We start from the raw sequence: 17,792 nt of genomic DNA on the forward strand, positions 1-17,792 counted from the left end.
TTTATTTAATAACAATTGCTGGAAAAAAAGTAGCCACATCGCCATCTTGCCAGGGTTTATATTGCTGCATAATTCGTTTGAACAGGACGGACTGAAGAAAGGTATTCAGCCAATTCTGCAGCTTGGGGTAATCCGCCTGACTGAACCAATCCCAATCGACCAGAGCAAATTGTCTGATAAATGGCAATATTGCGTAGTCTATCAGGGTCAGTGAATCGCTCACCAAGCCATCTCGGTGATTCAAGCGTCGTTCCAGCTTGGCTAAAAACTGCTCACCTTGTTTGCGGTAAAACTGCTGTGAATGTTCGGGATAGCGATCGGCATATTTATAACGATCCAGAGCCTGTTTAAAACTGACATCATTTTCCTGGATAAGTAAGAATGATTCGTTGCGTTGCTCATCATCCAGTGATTGCCAGATGGCATGAGATTCTGCCGCCCACAGCATGATATCCAGACTCTCTTCCAGCACACTATTATCATTTTTCAACAGCACTGGCACGGTACCTTTGGGCGATATTTCCAGTAGTCTGGCTGGTTTGTCTCTCAGTACCACTTCGCGTATTTCCACCTGACAACTCGTAATGGCAATGGCCAAACGGGCACGCATGGCATATGGGCATCGGCGAAAGCTGTATAGAACAGGTAATTCAGTACGCATGATGTACTCTCGAGCAGAACATAGGCAATCAGTATAGACAAAAGCCCATAGCCACTATAAATTAGCAATTACTAATATTTGTTTGGTTTGTATATGAAGCGGGATTTTTGTTCGTCTTTTTATCTGTATGGGTTGTTGCTGTGGTTTTCTTGCGGGATAGCCTCGGCAGGATCATGGCAGGTCAGTGTTGTTGAACAGCGACAGATAAATCGCGAATTCAGCTTTCCTGCAGTTGTTGAAGCGGTAAACAATGCGACAGTCGCTTCGCGCATTGCCGCTGAAGTCATTGAAGTCAATGTTGATGTGGATGACTGGGTGCTGGCGGGTACAGTGATTATTCGTTTTCGTGATGAAGAGTTTCAAGCCAGACTCAAACAGGCCGAAGCTGGCTTGGCCGCTGATGAAGCCAATCGCCGCGAAGCTATTGCCCGTCAGCAGGAGGCGGCCGCAGAAGCCAAACGTATGGAAGAACTTTTCGAGCGGAAACAAATTACGCGGGCCGCATTGGATAAAGCCAGAGCGGATATCAGTGCTGCCAATGCCCGGTTGGAGGCAGTCAACGCGCAACTGAAAAGTCGCCGGGCACAAATTGAAGAAGCCAGCGTTTTGCTTTCCTACACTGAAATCAGAGCCCCTTATGATGGCATTGTCACCGAACGTCTCATTGAGCCTGGTGAAATGGCCTCACCCGGACAGCTACTTATGTCGGGGCTGTCATTGAGCCAATTACGTGTGGTTGCGCAGATCCCTCAATCTCAGCTTGGATCTGCCAGACAGGCTACTCAGCCGGTCATTCGATTTGCTGAAGAAACCATCGCGCTAAGTAAACTTACCGTAGTTCCCCAAGCTGACCGAAGCAGCCATTCATTCAGGGTCAGGGGCAATTTGCCGGACAATACGGCAAATTTGTTGCCAGGTATGTGGGTAACCTTAAGCTGGCAAAACGGCATGGAGACAGTGCGAAGTATTCCATTAACAGCACTGGTCAAGCGTGGTGAACTCAGTGGGGTTTATGTGCTTGTCAATGACCAACCTCAGTTTCGGCAGATCCGCACAGGTCGTCAACTCGCTGATCAGCAACTGGAGGTCCTTGCTGGTTTGCAACCCGGAGAGCAGGTATTAACTCACGCTGTTAAAGCGCTGCAATCACAGGAATAAACGATGTCAGTCGGTGAAAATTTAGGCATCTCCGGTCGTATTGCCCGCCAGTTTCAGAACAATGCCATCACCCCTTTGCTAGCGTTAATGGCTGTTTTGATGGGCTTGTTTGCGATCATGATGACACCCAGAGAAGAAGAGCCACAGATTGATGTGACCTTTGCCAACGTCGTGATTGCCTTTCCCGGAGCCAGTGCTGAAGAAGTTGAAAATCTGATCGCCATTCCGGCTCAGCAAGTGCTGAGTGAGTTAAATGGGGTAGAGCATCTGTTTGCCGTATCCAAACCCGGCATCGCTGTGATTACAGTGCAGTTCGAGGTTGGTGAACAGCGCAATGATGCAATTGTGCGATTGTATAACCAAATTTATTCCAATAATGACTGGCTGCCGACCCAACTGGGAGTTGCACAACCTATTATCAAACCTATGGGTATTGATGATGTGCCTATTGTCAGTTTGACCCTATGGTCAGAAAACCCTGAGATCGATGCCTACCAATTACAGCAGGTTTCCCATTCTTTGGAGACGGAACTGAAACGACTTACCGGGACTCGGGATATTTATACCATCGGTGGTAGTGGACACGTAGTACGTATTGAACTCGATCCCATAGCCATGGCGGCATATCAGGTGGATCCCTTGCGTTTGAAAACTGCACTGCAACAGGCCAGCCATTCGGCTGAAGCAGGTATTGTCATTCAGCAGGATCAAGCCAGTTCGGTCCAAGCAGGTGAATTTCTCAGTAATGTAGAAACAGTCGAACAACTGGTTATTACTGTTCATCAGGGAAAACCGGTTTATCTGAAACAAATCGCCACTATTCAGCAGGGTGCTGCTCAGACAAAGCAATTCAGCTGGATAGGATTTGGTGCAGCGAACCAGCAAACGGCTAAACAACATTACCCCTCAGTGACACTGGCTATTGCCAAACAACCGGGCACCAATGCGGTGGATATCGCTGATGCAGTGTTGCAGAGAGTGGCGGAGTTATCATCCGTAATGATTCCTGCAGAGGTCAATGTCACGGTCACCCGCAACTATGGCCAAACGGCTGACGATAAAGCACAAACACTGATCCACAAACTGATATTTGTGACTTTGGCTGTGGTCGTTCTGGTCTGGCTTGCATTGGGATGGCGTGAGGCAATCATCGTCGGCATTGCCGTGGTGATTACCCTGATGCTGACCTTGTTTGCTTCCTGGGTGTGGGGATTTACCTTAAATCGGGTTTCGTTATTTGCCTTGATATTTGCCATTGGCATTCTGGTCGATGATGCCATTGTGGTGGTGGAAAATATTCATCGCCATTTGCAGACTGGCCAGAAAACATTTGCTGAAGCGATACCCCTGGCCGTTGATGAAGTTGGCAGTCCAACAATTATGGCCACCCTGGCAGTGATTGCTGCTTTATTACCGATGGCTTTTGTCAGTGGTTTGATGGGACCTTATATGAGTCCTATTCCAATCAATGCCAGTATCGGTATGTTGTTGTCATTACTGGTGGCGTTTATGTTGACGCCGTGGCTGGTGATGAAGATTTTACCGGCAGCTGGTACACATCAAACAGAAACAAAGAACAACCATCTAGCTGAAAAAATACTCAGCCCGTTTATTCGCTCATCCAACGGCAAGCGCTGGCGACAGGGACTGTTGATCAGTCTATTGGCGTTAATAGTGTTATCTGTTGGTCTGGCGGTGGTCAAACTGGTGGTGCTTAAGATGCTGCCGTTTGACAACAAATCGGAATTTCAGCTGGTAATTGATTTACCCGAAGGCTCACCAGTCGAACGGACTGCTGCGGCCGTGCAGGAATTTACGCAAGTATTAAACAGCTTACCGGAAATGCTCAATTATCAAGCCTATGTTGGTAGCGCTGGTCCGATGACCTTTAATGGCCTGGTGCGTCAATACTATTTACGTAAAGCATCTCATCTGGCGGATATTCAGGTGAATTTGCTCGACAAAAAAGACCGCAACAGAAGTAGTCACGAAATTGCCAGTACTATTCGTCCGGCATTGCAAGAGGTGGCGCAACGTTGGGATGCATCGTTAAAAGTGGTTGAGTTGCCACCAGGACCACCGGTACAGGCGCCGATCGTGGCGGAAATCTATGCCGCGGATTTTGCCATGCAGCAGGATTTTGCTCGGCAACTAAAGCAGATATTTACCAACACCGCGGGGGTGGTGGACATTGATAGCACGCTTGAAGCCGATATGCCACGCTGGTTAATGCGTATTGATCGTGAAAAAGCCGCTTTGTTGGGCATCAGTCAGCAGCAAATCGTCGAAGTTAGCCGTATTTTGTTATCAGGTGAGGATGTTGCTTATCTGCATAATAACAGCGTGAAATATCCGGTACCGCTACGGCTGCAATTTCCGATCGCTTCGCAGCGTGATTTAACCGATTTATTACAGTTACCTATCACTAGCGCTGATTCTGCCAACAACATTCCGCTCGGTGAATTGGTCAGTCTGGAAAAAACCGCCCATCAACAAACCCGTTACCAAAAAGATCTGTTGCCGGTTGTCTATGTCACTGCAGATATGGCAGGGGATTTGGATAGCCCGCTTTATGGCATGTTTGATGTTGTTTTTCAGCTCTTGGAGCAGCAGGTTCCACAAAGCTTTATTCAGCAACCGGATTTACCATTGCAGCCAACGGTAAAGTGGGATGGTGAATGGCAGGTCACTTATGAAACCTTTCGCGATATGGGGGCGGCCTATGCGGTCGGCATCGTATTGATCTATTTATTACTGGTGGCGCAGTTCAAATCGTATCTGTTGCCATTGGTGATCATGGTACCAATTCCACTGACCATTATTGGTGTGATGCCGGGCCATGCTTTGCTGGGCGCGCAGTTTACGGCAACTTCTATGATAGGCATGATCGCCATGGCCGGCATTATTGTGCGGAATTCGATTTTATTGGTGGATTTTATTCATCAGGCACTGGAACAGGGTATGAGCATACAAGACTCTGTTATTGAAGCGGTGGCGGTGCGTGCTAAACCGATTATGCTGACGGCCGCGGCCGCTATTCTTGGGGCCATATTTATTCTTGATGATCCGATTTTTAACGGTCTGGCTGTCGCTTTGTTGTTTGGTATTCTGGTATCGACAATACTGACATTAGTGGTGATACCTGTATTGTTTTATAGCCTGTATCGACACAGATATCAGTAATTAAAGCTGTTTGCTGTTACGCAGCTCTTCTGCCTGACGATTTAAGGTGTGTTTTACCAGGATATTACGATCCGTTTCACTCATATGGGTAAACGCCATACGCAAATAGAAGCTTCTGCCTTGAATGCTTTGCATTAACTGGTCGCAGGCAATCACTTTGGCAATCGCACGGATATGCAAACCGCCGGGCAGCAACTGCATTCTGACTTCCATGGCAGAACGAGCAGGAAATGCACTATCTGTCATTAATGCCAAACCACCGGCACTGAGATTCACTTCGGTTGCCGATTCCGGATTGAGCGGGGTATGTAACAACTGTACGTTTTGGGCCAGCAAGTTGACTTTTTCATCCAGCATTCGCAATGCTCTGGCGACATCTCTATCGCTATGACCAATTTGATCAACCAAATGATTAAAGCTTTTTTGAATGGACGACATTTGCTGCGTTAATTGGCCTGTTTCAGGGGTGGCATCGATAATCGCGTCCCCGATTTGCTCAGCTTCATCGTCACTGAGCGGAATAACAGACATGACCAGACGATCATTTATACGAAAGAATGCCCGGCGATCGGCACCTGAAACGGTTGAGTCATTCATCTTTTGTCTTCCTGTCTGATCATGATTCTTGCTTTGAATCATTGAAATGGCTGAATCTTAGTGCTTATATAGCCCAAAATATAAGCGTCACGCAAAGAAAACTCTGCGTGACGCTTGTTTGAATACTGCAACAGATTACAAGTTTTCTGAAGCAAAGTCAGCCAGACGTGAACGTTCACCACGCATCAGGGTGATATGACCACTATGCGGCCAGTTTTTGAAATGATCGACCACATAGGTCAAACCGGAAGTGGTTTCACTTAAATACGGCGTATCAATCTGTGAAATATTGCCCAGACAGACAATCTTGGTTCCCGGACCTGCACGGGTAATCAGGGTTTTCATCTGTTTAGAGGTTAAGTTCTGTGCTTCATCAATAATGATAAAACGGTTAAGGAAGGTACGGCCGCGCATAAAATTCAGTGAACGGATTTTGATCCAGCGCTGCAGTAAGTCATTGGTGGCTTGTCGGCCCCAGTCACCGCCATCGGTTTTGTTGAGCACTTCGAGGTTATCCATTAATGCGCCCATCCACGGCGTCATTTTTTCTTCTTCGGTGCCCGGTAGGAAACCAATATCTTCACCCACCGGAACGGTGACGCGCGTCATGATAATTTCACCGTAACGCTTGTGTTCGATACATTGGGTTAAGGCAGCAGCTAATGTTAACAAGGTTTTACCGGTACCAGCCTGACCCAGCAAGGTAACAAAATCGATTTCCGGATCCATTAACAGGTTCAAAGCAAAATTCTGTTCACGATTACGCGCGGTAATGCCCCACACAGAATGGTTTTCACGCCGATAATCATGAATCAGCTCGATATCAGCGGTCGTTTCATTACTGTTACGCACCACGGCTTCAATAGCGCGTTCTTCACCTGGAGAATAAATCAGCTGGTTCGGGTACCAGTCTTTAACCACTTCACCTTCAACCTGATAGAAAGTGCGACCATCTTCGGTCCATGATTCAAGACGGTTCAAGTCTTCCCAGAAGTCGGCCTTGAGTTCGCTGGAACCGCGATATAGCAGATCCACATCATCAAGCACTTTATCGTTGTAATAATCTTCGGCGCAGATGCCTAACACGGTGGCTTTAATACGCAGATTAATATCTTTGGAAACCAGAATAACGTTGGTATCGACTTGAGCCTGTTGCAGGTTGATAGCAACAGCAAGAATGGCATTATCAGCTATTTGCCCGGGTAATTCTTTGGGTAACTCACCGGCCATTTGCCGGGTTTGGAAAAATAAACGACCACTGGCTTGGGGTACATCACTGTTGATAACACTTGGTAGTGGAATACCCGAATTAATCGCATCGTTATCTGCGGCTTGTTCTAATAAATCATCGAGAAAACGACTGACCTGGCGCACATTGCGTGATACCTCGGATAAGCCTTTTTTACCTTTATCGAGTTCTTCCAAAACCACCATTGGCAGGAATATATCGTGTTCATCAAAGCGGAAGAGAGCGGTGGGGTCGTGCATCAGCACATTGGTATCGAGCACAAACAGACGTTTTGTCGCGTCGGGTCGTTTAATCATTCGGAGTAGATCCTCTTGTTGGATTGACGTGCCTGTGATTGATTATGATCGAAGAACACGCGTCTGCAAAGGGTACTGGCGGCTTTTCTTGAGCCAAATTAAATAGGTCATTGAATCGGAAATAAATAATTCCGATTAATGCTCAGTTTCAGGTTGTTTTGGTTGGATAGATAAGCTGCAACACAGAATTATCTGGTAAACAGCGCGGGGCTAATTCATTGCGCTTATGTTTTTGATGACAGGGATGTCTATGACCCAATCGCATAAACTTGACGATGTATGAACAGGTGTACCATTGCAAATTAATTGGCAATCCTTTTACAAAAACAGGCTGTTTAAATGAACGAAAAACTCGGAATTTCTCAGGAAACCTTGGCATTTTTTCTGCCGATCATCAGCTTATTCGGCAGCTCTTTTATTTTGCTGATAGTGGTGTTGGTCTTAAATTCTCTGGCTTCACGGTTCATTCGCCGGACAGTGGATGCCACCGAATTACGCCGTAAATGGTTGGTACAGACTCGTAACGGCATAATTTTGATATTCATTCTCGGCTTGGTATTAATCTGGGGGGAAGAGCTGCGAACCCTGGCCTTATCGGTTGTGGCGATTGCCGTAGCGTTTGTGGTGGCTACCAAAGAGCTGATTTTGTGTGTAACCGGCTCATTATTGAAAACCGGCGCGGGTTCATTTGATATCGGTGATCGAATTCAAATCAAGGATTTTCGTGGTGATGTTATCGATCAAACCTTATTGGCGACCACGATTTTGGAAGTAGGCCCCGGCAAATTGACACATCAGCGCACCGGTCGTATGGCGGTGATCCCCAATGCATTGTTTGTCTCCGAGCCGGTAATTAATGAAAGTTACACCCGGCAATATGTGTTGCATGTATTTACCGTGCCCTTTAAACGCACAGACAAATGGCAGGCAGCACAACAAGCTTTATTAGTCGCTGCTGCCAAACATTGTCAGCCCTATCTTGAAAATGCCCGACTTTATATGCAGAGACTCAGTGATGAGCGGGGGCTGGATGCCAGTTCAGTTGATCCCCGGGTAAGCATTCAAGTACCTAGCGCGGCTGAAATTCATCTTGTGGTGCGTTTCCCTGTGCGTGCATCTCAACGCAGTTATATTGAACAGCTGATTCTCTCGGAAGTGTTTACTGAGGATTTTTCAGGTAAAAGCAAAAGTGCCGAGGAGGAAGCTGAAGAAGAGGAAGAAGAAAAAACAAAAGTATAACGAAAGGCCTGCCGGATAAACGTTTAAGGTATTGTTTTAAAAGTGATTAAGGTTTAATGTCGCAACTGATGCCATGCGCAGATAGTGTGATGTGAATGTTGAACCGAACGCTATTCTGCTGGATAAAACGACCGACGGAGTACGCTGATGACAAAGCGGATAGTGGTTTGTGCAGACGGTACCTGGAATAGACCGGAAAAAGATCTGGCAAAAGATTTCCCCACCAATGTGCTGCGAATGGCACGTTCGATTGACCCGCGAGGGTCTGATGGCATTACACAACAGGTATTCTACGACTGGGGTATCGGCTCTTATTATGAGCAAGTGTTGGGTGGTGCGACCGGTAAAGGGCTGAATAAAAACATCATGGACGATTACCGTTATATCGTTCAGAACTATCAACCGGGTGATGAGATTTTTCTGTTTGGCTTTAGCCGTGGCGCCTACACTGTTCGTAGTTTAAGTGGTTTGATATACAACTGCGGCATTCTAAAACGGCCTGATGCCAGACTAATTGAAGAGGCATTCGAGCATTACAAAAAACCTGGCTACAGCTACGCACCGGATGGCGAAAAGTCGATTGCTTTTCGGGATGCGCATTCACATAAAAGTCGGAATATTAAATTTGTTGGTGTATGGGATACCGTTGGAGCATTAGGCATTCCCATTTCGTTTCTAGGTTTACTGGATAGAAAAGACGAATTTTACGATACCAAGATTGGCCCCAATGTCGATATTGCTCGTCATGCAATGGCAATAGATGAGGTGCGTTCGGATTTTGAACCGACTATTTGGGAGCCTCGTGAAAAGCTGGATCTTAAACAAGTCTGGTTTGTCGGCGTGCATAGTAATATTGGTGGCAGTTATGCACCGGATAAAGAAACCGGTGGTCTGTTATCGGATATTCCTCTGCAATGGATGATGCAACAGGCCGCAGAAGCAGGGCTGGTATTGGAACCGCATCTTAAAAGCAGTTTAAATGGTCGTTATGATGCGACTCTGCATAACTCTCGTAAACATATTTACCGATCGAAAAGGCCTCTGTTCAGACCCATCGATCATCACAAAGGCGATATTTTGATACATCGATCAGTGAAACAGCGCTGGGATGATGATAAAGATTATCGACCCAAAAATCTGGTCGATTTTTTAGAGAAAAATGCTGGCTGGACTGAGTTAGTTACCTAACCTTACCACCCTGACGATTATTCCTGATATTTGGGTTTGTCAGTATTGTCGTCTTCGTCGGTGGTTTTATCATCATCAACGGTATGATCGGTCACCGCCGTGCCTGCACCGGATTGATCGCCGGTTTGAGACTCTTCCACGGTTATGGATTTTTTGCCATCTGTGCTATCAATTTCGATTTGTTTACCTTCAACATCATCTCCGGCAAATGTCGGGCTTAAAAAACTCAGAGAAAACATAGCGGCGAGAAATATTTTGCTAACTAGCGTTTGCATTATTTACTTCCTTATCAAATATTGTCGGGGTGATCTGTCATCAGGCGCAGTTGAGTTACAACACTACTTTTAATTCATAATCTGTTTAAGTGCGTTAACTTTAGTTAATCAGCGTTATAAAACTCAGGCACGATAACACCCTACATAGTTCACTTTTATTCAGGAAGGATTCACCAGTTGACACGCTTAGTCTTGGAAAAAAATCAGCTGTTTATTTACCTGGCGGCCGTGAGCTCAGGTTTGATTCTGGGGATTTTGAATCCGCAACTGGGTAGCCGTTTGGAAATCATGGTATGGCCATTATTAGGATTCTTATTGTATTCGACGTTTACTCAGGTTCCGTTAACTCACCTGCGAGAAGCGTTTTATAAACCTAAATTAGTGTTGGCGGCGATAGCGGGAAATTTTGTATTAATTCCTCTTGCTGTTGCTTGTCTGCTGTTATTGGCTCCCAACGATCCGGCGGTACGATTGGGAATTTTATTAGTGTTATTAGTGCCATGTACCGATTGGTTTATTACCTTTACCCAGTTGGGTGGCGGTGATACCAAACAGGCAATTGCGTTTGCTCCAATAAGTCTTTTATTACAAATTCTGTTGTTGCCTCTCTATCTGTGGATGTTTTTGGGTAATGAATTTCAATTAAGTCTGGCTCATGGCGGGATGATTTGGGCATTCGTCGGGTTAATTATCGTGCCATTGGTATTGGCATTTCTGACACAGAAATGCTCAGCAAACCAGCCAAAGGGTGAGCAGCTGATAAATATTCTGGCATGGTTTCCAGTGCTGTTACTGGCCATAGTGATGTTTATTATTGCAAGCTCACAAGTCACTATCGTGTTGGATTCAGGAACGCTGCTGTTCCATTTATTGCTGATTTTTGTGCTGTTTTTGCTGGTGGCTGCTGTTATAGCCAAGTTTTTATCGAAGTTGATTCAACTGTCATCGCAACAAGGCAGGGTATTGGCATTCAGCTTTGGTACCCGAAATTCATTTGTGATGTTACCCATTGCGCTGGCACTGCCAGCTGCTTATGAGCTGGCAGTGGTGGTGATTGTGTTCCAGTCGTTAGTCGAGTTAATCGGCATGATGGTGTTTTTGTGGTGGGTGCCGAAGCAGCTTTTTCGCTAAAACCGGCCTTGCGTTAATCGGGTACTACCGCACGACCAATAGTATGAGCATCGGTACCAAACCAGATGGCATTGCTGTTTTCATCAAACACCATATGTCTCACTGTCTGACCACCCGAAGGGACTTCATCTATCGCAATAAACTGTTCGGTTTTGCTGTCAAAACCGATAAACCGGTTAGGTTGCAATCCTGTTTCCACGTACCAGATACGATCCTGATTATCGACGGTCATCGCATATAAGCCAGCAGCTTCGCCGCCCGGTGTTTGCCATTGCTGCATGGATTTATCCTGCGGGTTGTATACGCCCATGTAACCAACATCAGCATCCACCCACCAGACACGTCCATCCGAGGTCAAACCAATACGCCGAATAATGCTTTCTTCATTGGGAGTATTAATGATTTCCAGTCGCATGGACTCAGGATCTACGGTGCCAATGGCATTGCTGCCCATAAAGGCAATCCATGGACGGTCTTGCTGGTCGACAACCAGCCCATAAGGCCGCATATTGCTGCCGGGTACTTCAATAATTTCCACTGCGCCTGTGTCGGTGGCTAATTTACCGATGAAGCCCGCCTTACCCGAACGCTGAACGGTAAACCAGATATGACCATCCGAAGTCCAGTCCATCGTATGCGGATCATTAACGCCTTCGGGCATATCATAACGAGTCACTTCACCTGTTGCAGGATCAAGACGACCGATATGCTGATCTTTATTACCGGCATACCATGGGTAACCTTGGGCATCGACAATCACAGTATGAGGACCTGCCTTGGGAATTTCATAACGTTGCATTTCACCTGAGACAGGATCCAGTCTTGCCACATAGTCACCGACCTGGCCGACAAACCACACACTGCCATCTGGACTGACATAGGGATCACGGGGCCGGGTGTTCTGCCACTCAACATTCCATTCAGTAAACTTCAATGAAACGCGATCAGCTTCTTTTAGCAGATTTTTGTTATTTTCAGATGATTCAGCCAGCGTATGTAAACTGAATGACAGCCCGACTAACAACGTCAATAAACAAGTCATATAGAGATGAATTTGGTTTGTCTGTTTGCATCTGGTCATCTTCGCTCTCCGGAGTTTCTCTTTGGAATAGGTTCAACTGTTGACCAGTAGAAATTCCAAAAGTGCTGATTTTTAAATACCTTTCAAAAATGTTCTGCTTAGAAATCCTCAACAGTAATTATTTACCGAACTTTAACCTATGTAATATCAGCCGGCTGCTTTGGTTGTTACCGTGGTCTTCGTAGTGCCTTTTTGAACTCATTCAACACGGTCGCTACGTTACATTTCTACATCTCAGAAATGTCGAAAAGTATTCGTTGTAATTCTGTTTTATTCAATGGTCTGAATGGCATTTCAGGCGTTTATAAAAGTTAATTTCTGGGCATTAAAACCCAGGTGATTTTCCTCAGAAAAAGCAAATCCGGATTTGAAAGCAAATTAAAAGGAAAGCGATATGGAAACTCTCTCAGCAAGCAACAACAGCAGTGTGTCATGGGCAGCAATTTTTGCCGGGGCGGTAAGTGCTGCGGCCATGACCTTAATTATGTTAATCCTTGGTTTTGGCTTAGGTTTTTCCGTCATTTCACCTTGGCAAAATGAAGGTGTGAGTATGGAAGCGATAGGCTGGTCAACCGTTATCTGGTTAACCGTCACACAAATTGTAGCAGCAGGACTGGGCGGTTATATGGCCGGCCGTTTAAGAACCCGCTGGACTGACATCAATATCGATGAGATTTATTTCCGTGACACGGCACATGGTCTTATTAGCTGGGCAGTGGCAACACTTTTGGTTGCAACCTTAATTCTCTCAAGTGTCGGAGCCGCCATCAGTGGTTCAGCCAAAGCGGGAGCTTCTCTGGCAGGAGGTGCAACTTCAGCTGCGCCAGTGATTAGTGATGCCATATCCGAATCCTCTGATTACTTTACCAATGCTTTGTTGCGAACAGCTCCCGGTGCAGAAATTGAGCGACGAGCTGATGCCGATGTTCGCGATGAACTATCTACGATTGTGGTGCAGGCATTACGTGATGGAGAGCTAAATGACGATGACAAACAATATGTTATCGGTCTGGTCGCGAACTATACCGAACTCAATGAAGATCAAGCAGAGCAACGTATTGATGATGTGATGGCACGTGCCCGACAAGCGGCCGATGATGCCGAACTGGCTGCTCGTGAAGCTGCTGATACAGCTCTTACAAGTGCCACTTTTGCTTCTTTATGGTTGTTTGTCGCTTTATTGATTGGTGCTTATATCGCCAGCTTTATGGCGACAGTTGGTGGTCGTCAACGTGATTCAGTTATTCAGTAATCGGATTGGCATGACGTCAGACGGTTTTTAAGGAGAAATATTATGCGATCTATTCTTTTATGGTTTTTAGGTGTGCCAATTCCCATCATTATTTTATTGGCCATCTTGTTGTAATTAATGCGAAAACTGAGCGGGGTCGTTATCGACCCCACTATAGGCCAAATAGCTTTATCAATGCAAAGTCTTTAGCTACTTAGACCTTCGGCTTCAAGGTTGCCTGTTTACTCTGATGTTAAATACCTACAGGTGATTGCTAGACCTAACAGTGGAGTTGAATCAATGACAAACAAGAAGGATGCAATAAACCGCTCATTTACCGGCGATCCCCCAGAGGATCTCCGTCACTTACTGCAACAGTTATTTAGAGAAGTCCGCCAGCAGACGGAACTGATTTGCGCCAAACTGGAAAACGAAGATCAAGTGGTTCAACCCGCAGCTTTTGTTAGTCCTCCTAAATGGCACCTGGCACATACTTCCTGGTTTTTTGACTGTTTTATTCTGGAGCCACTTGATGTCGCACAGACCAGTGACTCAGCTCAATACCATCATTTGTTTAACTCATACTACAAAAGCCAGGGAGCACACTGGTTACAATCCAAACGCGGAGATCTTTCGCGTCCAACAGTAAGAGAAATTGCTCATTATCGTCAGCGTATAACCGAAGCCATTATCAAGCTGTTGGAAACCAATGCACTTTCCCGGCAACAACTGAATATCATTGCCACTGGTATTCAGCATGAACAACAACATCAGGAATTGTTGTTGATGGATATTAAATACATTTTAGGCAATCACCCATGGCCGGCCGCCTATGAAAAAATAGCTGATAGCGATAAATTTTTACTCCCCGCCAGAGCATTGGGCTGGCTGGAATGGACTGAAAATATTTCCTTGTTTGGGGCGCGAATAGACGAGTTTTCTTATGACAATGAACGTCCCCGTCATAGACGCTGGATCAGCGGATTTCAACTGGCAGATAGGTTGATTAATAACGGCGAATATCTGGATTTCATGACTGATGGCGGTTATCGCCGACCAGAGTTATGGCTTAGTGATGGATGGGACTGGGTGCAACAGAATCAAATCAGCCATCCATTGTACTGGCGTAAAAAAAATCAGCATTGGGATGAATATCATCTTTGTGGATTGAAACCATTAAATACCAACTTACCAGTCAGTCATATCAGTCTTTATGAAGCGGACGCCTATGCTCGATGGATGGGAGCAAGGTTGCCAACCGAGTTTGAGCTTGAAGCTTATAGTTCTAGTGATAAAGGTTTATTTAAGCAAGAGAAAGCTTTTTGGGACCCCAATGAGTCTGTTTATCCCGCTCCCGACCGGGCCTGTGATGAATTTGATAGCGGATTGCTTTGGCAATGGACCAGCAGTGCTTATTCGCCTTATCCCGGTTTCAAAACCACCAATACAGACTTGGGTGAATACAATGGTAAGTTCATGGCAAACCAATATGTTTTGAAAGGTGGCTGTGTGGCGACACCTAAACATCATATGCGTGCCAGTTATCGTAATTTTTATCGCCCTTACGATCGCTGGGCATTTACCGGTATTCGTTTGGCCAAGGATTTGTAATGACTTATCTGGTACTCGATTCTGTTCAACAGCAAACCACAGATTCTCTAACAGAACAGTTTGCTCTGGATGTATTGATGGGCTTTTCAGCACCATCAAAATTTCTTCCCAGTAAATATTTTTATGATGCGGCAGGTAGTCGGTTGTTCGAACAAATCACCGAGTTGGAAGAATACTACCCTACTCGTTGTGAATTTGAGATCCTCAATAATGTCGGCGGTGAAATTGCCGGATTTATGCAAAACCAAGCTTTTGAGATCGTTGAACTGGGAGCAGGGGATGGTCGTAAAACCAAAGTTTTGCTTAATCAGTTGTTAAAAAATACTGAGCAGTTTTCATATATTCCGATTGATATTTCTGAGAGCACAATGGCCGAATTAGTGGGGTCATTGAAGCAATCACATCCTTCGCTGACCACGCATGGCATTGTAGGTGATTATTTTGCCAGCATTCGACATCTGGAAAGTACCTCTGATAGTCGTAAGCTGGTTTTATTATTGGGATCCAATATTGGTAATTTTGATTTTCCCGGTGCAAAACGATTTTTGCACAGTATCTGGAAGTGTCTGAATCATAATGATTTATTTCTGATAGGTTTTGATTTGAAAAAAGATATCGATGTATTAACCAGAGCGTATAATGATAAACAAGGTATCACCCGTGATTTCAATTTAAACGTACTGATACGGATCAATAATGAACTGGGTGGAGACTTTGATATTCAACGATTTTCACATCATGGAATGTACAACCCGCGTCACGGCGCGATGGAAAGCTATCTGGTCTCTCTGGAATCGCAGCAGGTACATATCGGCGCGTTGGAAAAAACCTTTGAATTTAACCCATATGAAGCGATCCATCTGGAGGTTTCCCATAAATATCTATTGTCAGATATGCAGCATCTGGCAGAGCAAACCGGTTTTACCATATTGAAAAACTGGCAGGATTCACAAGGCTATTTTGCTGATGGGTTATGGCAGGTCAATAAAGATTTCCCGGAAAGAGATTTCTCTGGATTGGAATATTAGGGCCTGTTTATCTTTCAGAGCCACCACTGCTGGAGGCTCATTTCGTCCAACAAGGCGGAAATGATGCAGTGTAGTTATTCTACATAAGTCATTTTCAACGCCGTTGGGCGGAAAAATAGTCCCAGCCCTTCGGGTTGTGGCTGAAAATGTACCACTCTGCGTTACTCGTCGTTTATTTAGAATAACTAAACCGCACTCCTCGCGCCTTGATTGGTGCATTTTCAGTCACAACAGAGGCAGCTATGAAAGATCAACAGGCCCTAGCGTTTGTGAAATTTGTTGTTTGACAGTTTCAAGCGTTTAATAAGCAAATAAACATAACGACAATCTAAACCTTCAAAGGTAAAAATGATGCAGCTTACTATCAGTGATTTTCAGGCTCTGCCAGACAGCAAGGTGAAATTGAAGAAATGGCCCACTAATATTGAACCGTTATATAGCTCAAAGAAAAACTATCAAAAATTGCTGCAGAAAAATGTAGCGGCCTTGAGTGAGCTGCAACATAAGCTTTATGCCGATAATCGTTATGCGGTTTTATTGATTTTTCAGGGCATGGATGCTGCTGGAAAGGATGGTGCCATTCGCCATGTGATGTCGGGTATTAATCCGCAGGGTTTTCAGGTATTCAGTTTTAAACAACCAAGTGAAAATGAGCTGGATCATGATTTTTTATGGCGAACCGCACGCTGTCTGCCAGAACGAGGCCGAATCGGTATTTTTAATCGCTCTTATTATGAGGAAGTGCTGATCGTCAAAGTTCATCCCGATATTTTATTCAAACAGCGTCTAGCTGATAACTTACCGCCCAATAAAGCTTTTTGGCAGAATCGCTACCGTTCAATTGTTGAGCATGAAGCGCATTTGCATCGCAGTGGTACTCGGATCATCAAGTTTTTTTTGCATCAATCCAAAGATGAACAAGCCAGGCGTTTTATGCAGCGTATTGATGATCCTGATAAAAACTGGAAGCTCACCACAGCCGATGTCGAGCAACGTGAATTTTGGGATGACTACAGCAAAGCCTATGAAGACTGCATCAATGCAACTACGTCCAAAGAATCTCCGTGGTATATCGTGCCAGCCGACGATAAGCAAAATGCCCGGCTGATTATTTCGGAAATCTTCTTAAAGACGCTTGGCGATTTACCATTGGCTTACCCACAAGCGACTGATGCACACAGATTGGAGTTACAGTCGATTCGTGATTATTTAGAGAAATCCTGAGTAACGAAACCGGTTATCAGCTCAATGGTAATGCGGTGGAATTAATCGGTGACTTCATCACAAACGAGGTGTGTACACCTGTCACACCTTCAATCCGGGTGAGTTTCTGCAACAGAAACTGTTGATAGGCATCCATATCTCTGACGATTACCTTGAGCAAATAATCGGCTGTCTGGCCGGTGATTAAATGACATTCCAATACTTCCGGATAGCTGGCGAGTTTTTCTTCCAGACCGCTGAATCGTTCGGGTGTGTGTTTATCCATGCTGATGCCGATAAAGGCCATCAACGTCAGCCCCAGTTTACGGGCATTTAATAACGCCACATAACCATCAATCAAACCGTTTTCTTCCAACTGCTTGACGCGTCTTAAGGTGGGGGAAGGAGAGAGGTTAATGGCCTCTGCCAGTTCCTGATTGGAAATTCGTCCCTGTTTTTGCAGGATATCGAGAATCATCTGATCATAACGATCCAGTTTTTCAGTCATGATTTACTCCAATAAATTACATTAAAAGCATTTTATGCTTAAAAATAGAATTTATCAGCAATAATATTTGATATGGCTGTATTTTGAGGCAACTTTAGCAATTTAATTCTGCAGCTGTTTATCTATACTGTTTCACATGCCTGAACCGGTAGC

At 45.1% G+C, this 17,792-nt stretch carries 15 protein-coding genes; 9 read left to right on the forward strand and 6 right to left on the reverse strand.

Annotation, left to right across the window (positions count from 1 at the left end):
* Position 1: 1 nt before the first annotated feature.
* On the reverse strand, positions 2-661 hold the full coding sequence (locus Q7V21_RS08560; protein ID WP_304916885.1) for a glutathione S-transferase: 660 nt from the start codon (positions 659-661) through the stop codon (positions 2-4).
* 93 nt (positions 662-754) lie between these two features.
* Here Q7V21_RS08560 and Q7V21_RS08565 point away from each other — a divergent pair, with 93 nt between their 5' ends.
* Positions 755-1,819, forward strand: a complete 1,065-nt coding sequence (locus Q7V21_RS08565; RefSeq protein WP_304916886.1) for an efflux RND transporter periplasmic adaptor subunit — start codon at positions 755-757, stop codon at positions 1,817-1,819.
* 3 nt (positions 1,820-1,822) lie between these two features.
* Positions 1,823-5,002 carry an efflux RND transporter permease subunit gene (locus Q7V21_RS08570; protein ID WP_304916887.1) on the forward strand — a complete coding sequence of 1,060 codons (3,180 nt, stop codon included), beginning with the start codon at positions 1,823-1,825 and terminating at the stop codon, positions 5,000-5,002.
* Here Q7V21_RS08570 and Q7V21_RS08575 read toward each other — a convergent pair whose 3' ends face one another.
* Together Q7V21_RS08575 and Q7V21_RS08580 are read right to left on the reverse strand one after the other, a co-directional pair.
* Complete coding sequence (locus tag Q7V21_RS08575; protein ID WP_304916888.1) at positions 5,003-5,599, reverse strand: PilZ domain-containing protein; 597 nt, start codon at positions 5,597-5,599, stop codon at positions 5,003-5,005.
* Between the two features lie 135 nt (positions 5,600-5,734).
* Positions 5,735-7,144, reverse strand: coding sequence for a PhoH family protein (locus Q7V21_RS08580; RefSeq protein WP_304916889.1), 1,410 nt, complete (start codon positions 7,142-7,144; stop codon positions 5,735-5,737).
* A gap of 339 nt (positions 7,145-7,483) precedes the next feature.
* On the opposite strand from Q7V21_RS08580, the gene Q7V21_RS08585 reads away from it, so the two are divergent.
* On the forward strand, positions 7,484-8,383 hold the full coding sequence (locus Q7V21_RS08585) for a mechanosensitive ion channel domain-containing protein (RefSeq protein ID WP_304916890.1): 900 nt from the start codon (positions 7,484-7,486) through the stop codon (positions 8,381-8,383).
* A gap of 147 nt (positions 8,384-8,530) precedes the next feature.
* Entirely contained in the window at positions 8,531-9,571 is a 1,041-nt protein-coding gene (locus Q7V21_RS08590; RefSeq protein WP_304916891.1) for a DUF2235 domain-containing protein, read from the forward strand.
* A 17-nt stretch (positions 9,572-9,588) separates the two neighbouring features.
* On the opposite strand, the gene Q7V21_RS08595 is transcribed toward Q7V21_RS08590, so the two are convergent.
* The gene (locus Q7V21_RS08595) at positions 9,589-9,846 is read right to left on the reverse strand and encodes a hypothetical protein (protein WP_304916892.1); all 258 of its coding nucleotides are present in this window, start codon (positions 9,844-9,846) and stop codon (positions 9,589-9,591) included.
* Between the two features lie 177 nt (positions 9,847-10,023).
* On the opposite strand from Q7V21_RS08595, the gene Q7V21_RS08600 reads away from it, so the two are divergent.
* Positions 10,024-10,977, forward strand: coding sequence for an arsenic resistance protein (locus Q7V21_RS08600; RefSeq protein WP_304916893.1), 954 nt, complete (start codon positions 10,024-10,026; stop codon positions 10,975-10,977).
* A gap of 13 nt (positions 10,978-10,990) precedes the next feature.
* Here Q7V21_RS08600 and Q7V21_RS08605 read toward each other — a convergent pair whose 3' ends face one another.
* The gene (locus Q7V21_RS08605; RefSeq protein WP_304916894.1) at positions 10,991-12,058 is read right to left on the reverse strand and encodes a lyase; all 1,068 of its coding nucleotides are present in this window, start codon (positions 12,056-12,058) and stop codon (positions 10,991-10,993) included.
* A gap of 394 nt (positions 12,059-12,452) precedes the next feature.
* On the opposite strand from Q7V21_RS08605, the gene Q7V21_RS08610 reads away from it, so the two are divergent.
* The 4 genes from Q7V21_RS08610 (at position 12,453) to Q7V21_RS08625 (ending at position 17,152) form a co-directional block, all read left to right on the forward strand.
* Positions 12,453-13,310 carry a hypothetical protein gene (locus Q7V21_RS08610; RefSeq protein ID WP_304916895.1) on the forward strand — a complete coding sequence of 286 codons (858 nt, stop codon included), beginning with the start codon at positions 12,453-12,455 and terminating at the stop codon, positions 13,308-13,310.
* A 279-nt stretch (positions 13,311-13,589) separates the two neighbouring features.
* Entirely contained in the window at positions 13,590-14,900 is a 1,311-nt protein-coding gene (gene egtB / locus Q7V21_RS08615) for an ergothioneine biosynthesis protein EgtB (RefSeq protein WP_304916896.1), read from the forward strand.
* Positions 14,900-15,928: an L-histidine N(alpha)-methyltransferase gene (gene egtD / locus Q7V21_RS08620; RefSeq protein WP_304916897.1), complete on the forward strand. Its 1,029-nt coding sequence runs from the start codon at positions 14,900-14,902 to the stop codon at positions 15,926-15,928. The genes egtB and egtD overlap by 1 nt, the downstream gene beginning before the upstream one ends.
* Positions 15,929-16,276: 348 nt before the next feature.
* Positions 16,277-17,152 carry an ADP-polyphosphate phosphotransferase gene (locus tag Q7V21_RS08625; protein WP_304916898.1) on the forward strand — a complete coding sequence of 292 codons (876 nt, stop codon included), beginning with the start codon at positions 16,277-16,279 and terminating at the stop codon, positions 17,150-17,152.
* Between the two features lie 16 nt (positions 17,153-17,168).
* On the opposite strand, the gene Q7V21_RS08630 is transcribed toward Q7V21_RS08625, so the two are convergent.
* A complete protein-coding gene (locus Q7V21_RS08630; RefSeq protein ID WP_304916899.1) occupies positions 17,169-17,639 on the reverse strand; it encodes an Lrp/AsnC family transcriptional regulator in 471 nt (156 codons plus the stop codon).
* Positions 17,640-17,792 lie beyond the last annotated feature (153 nt).

This window comes from Methylophaga sp., assembly GCF_030651745.1.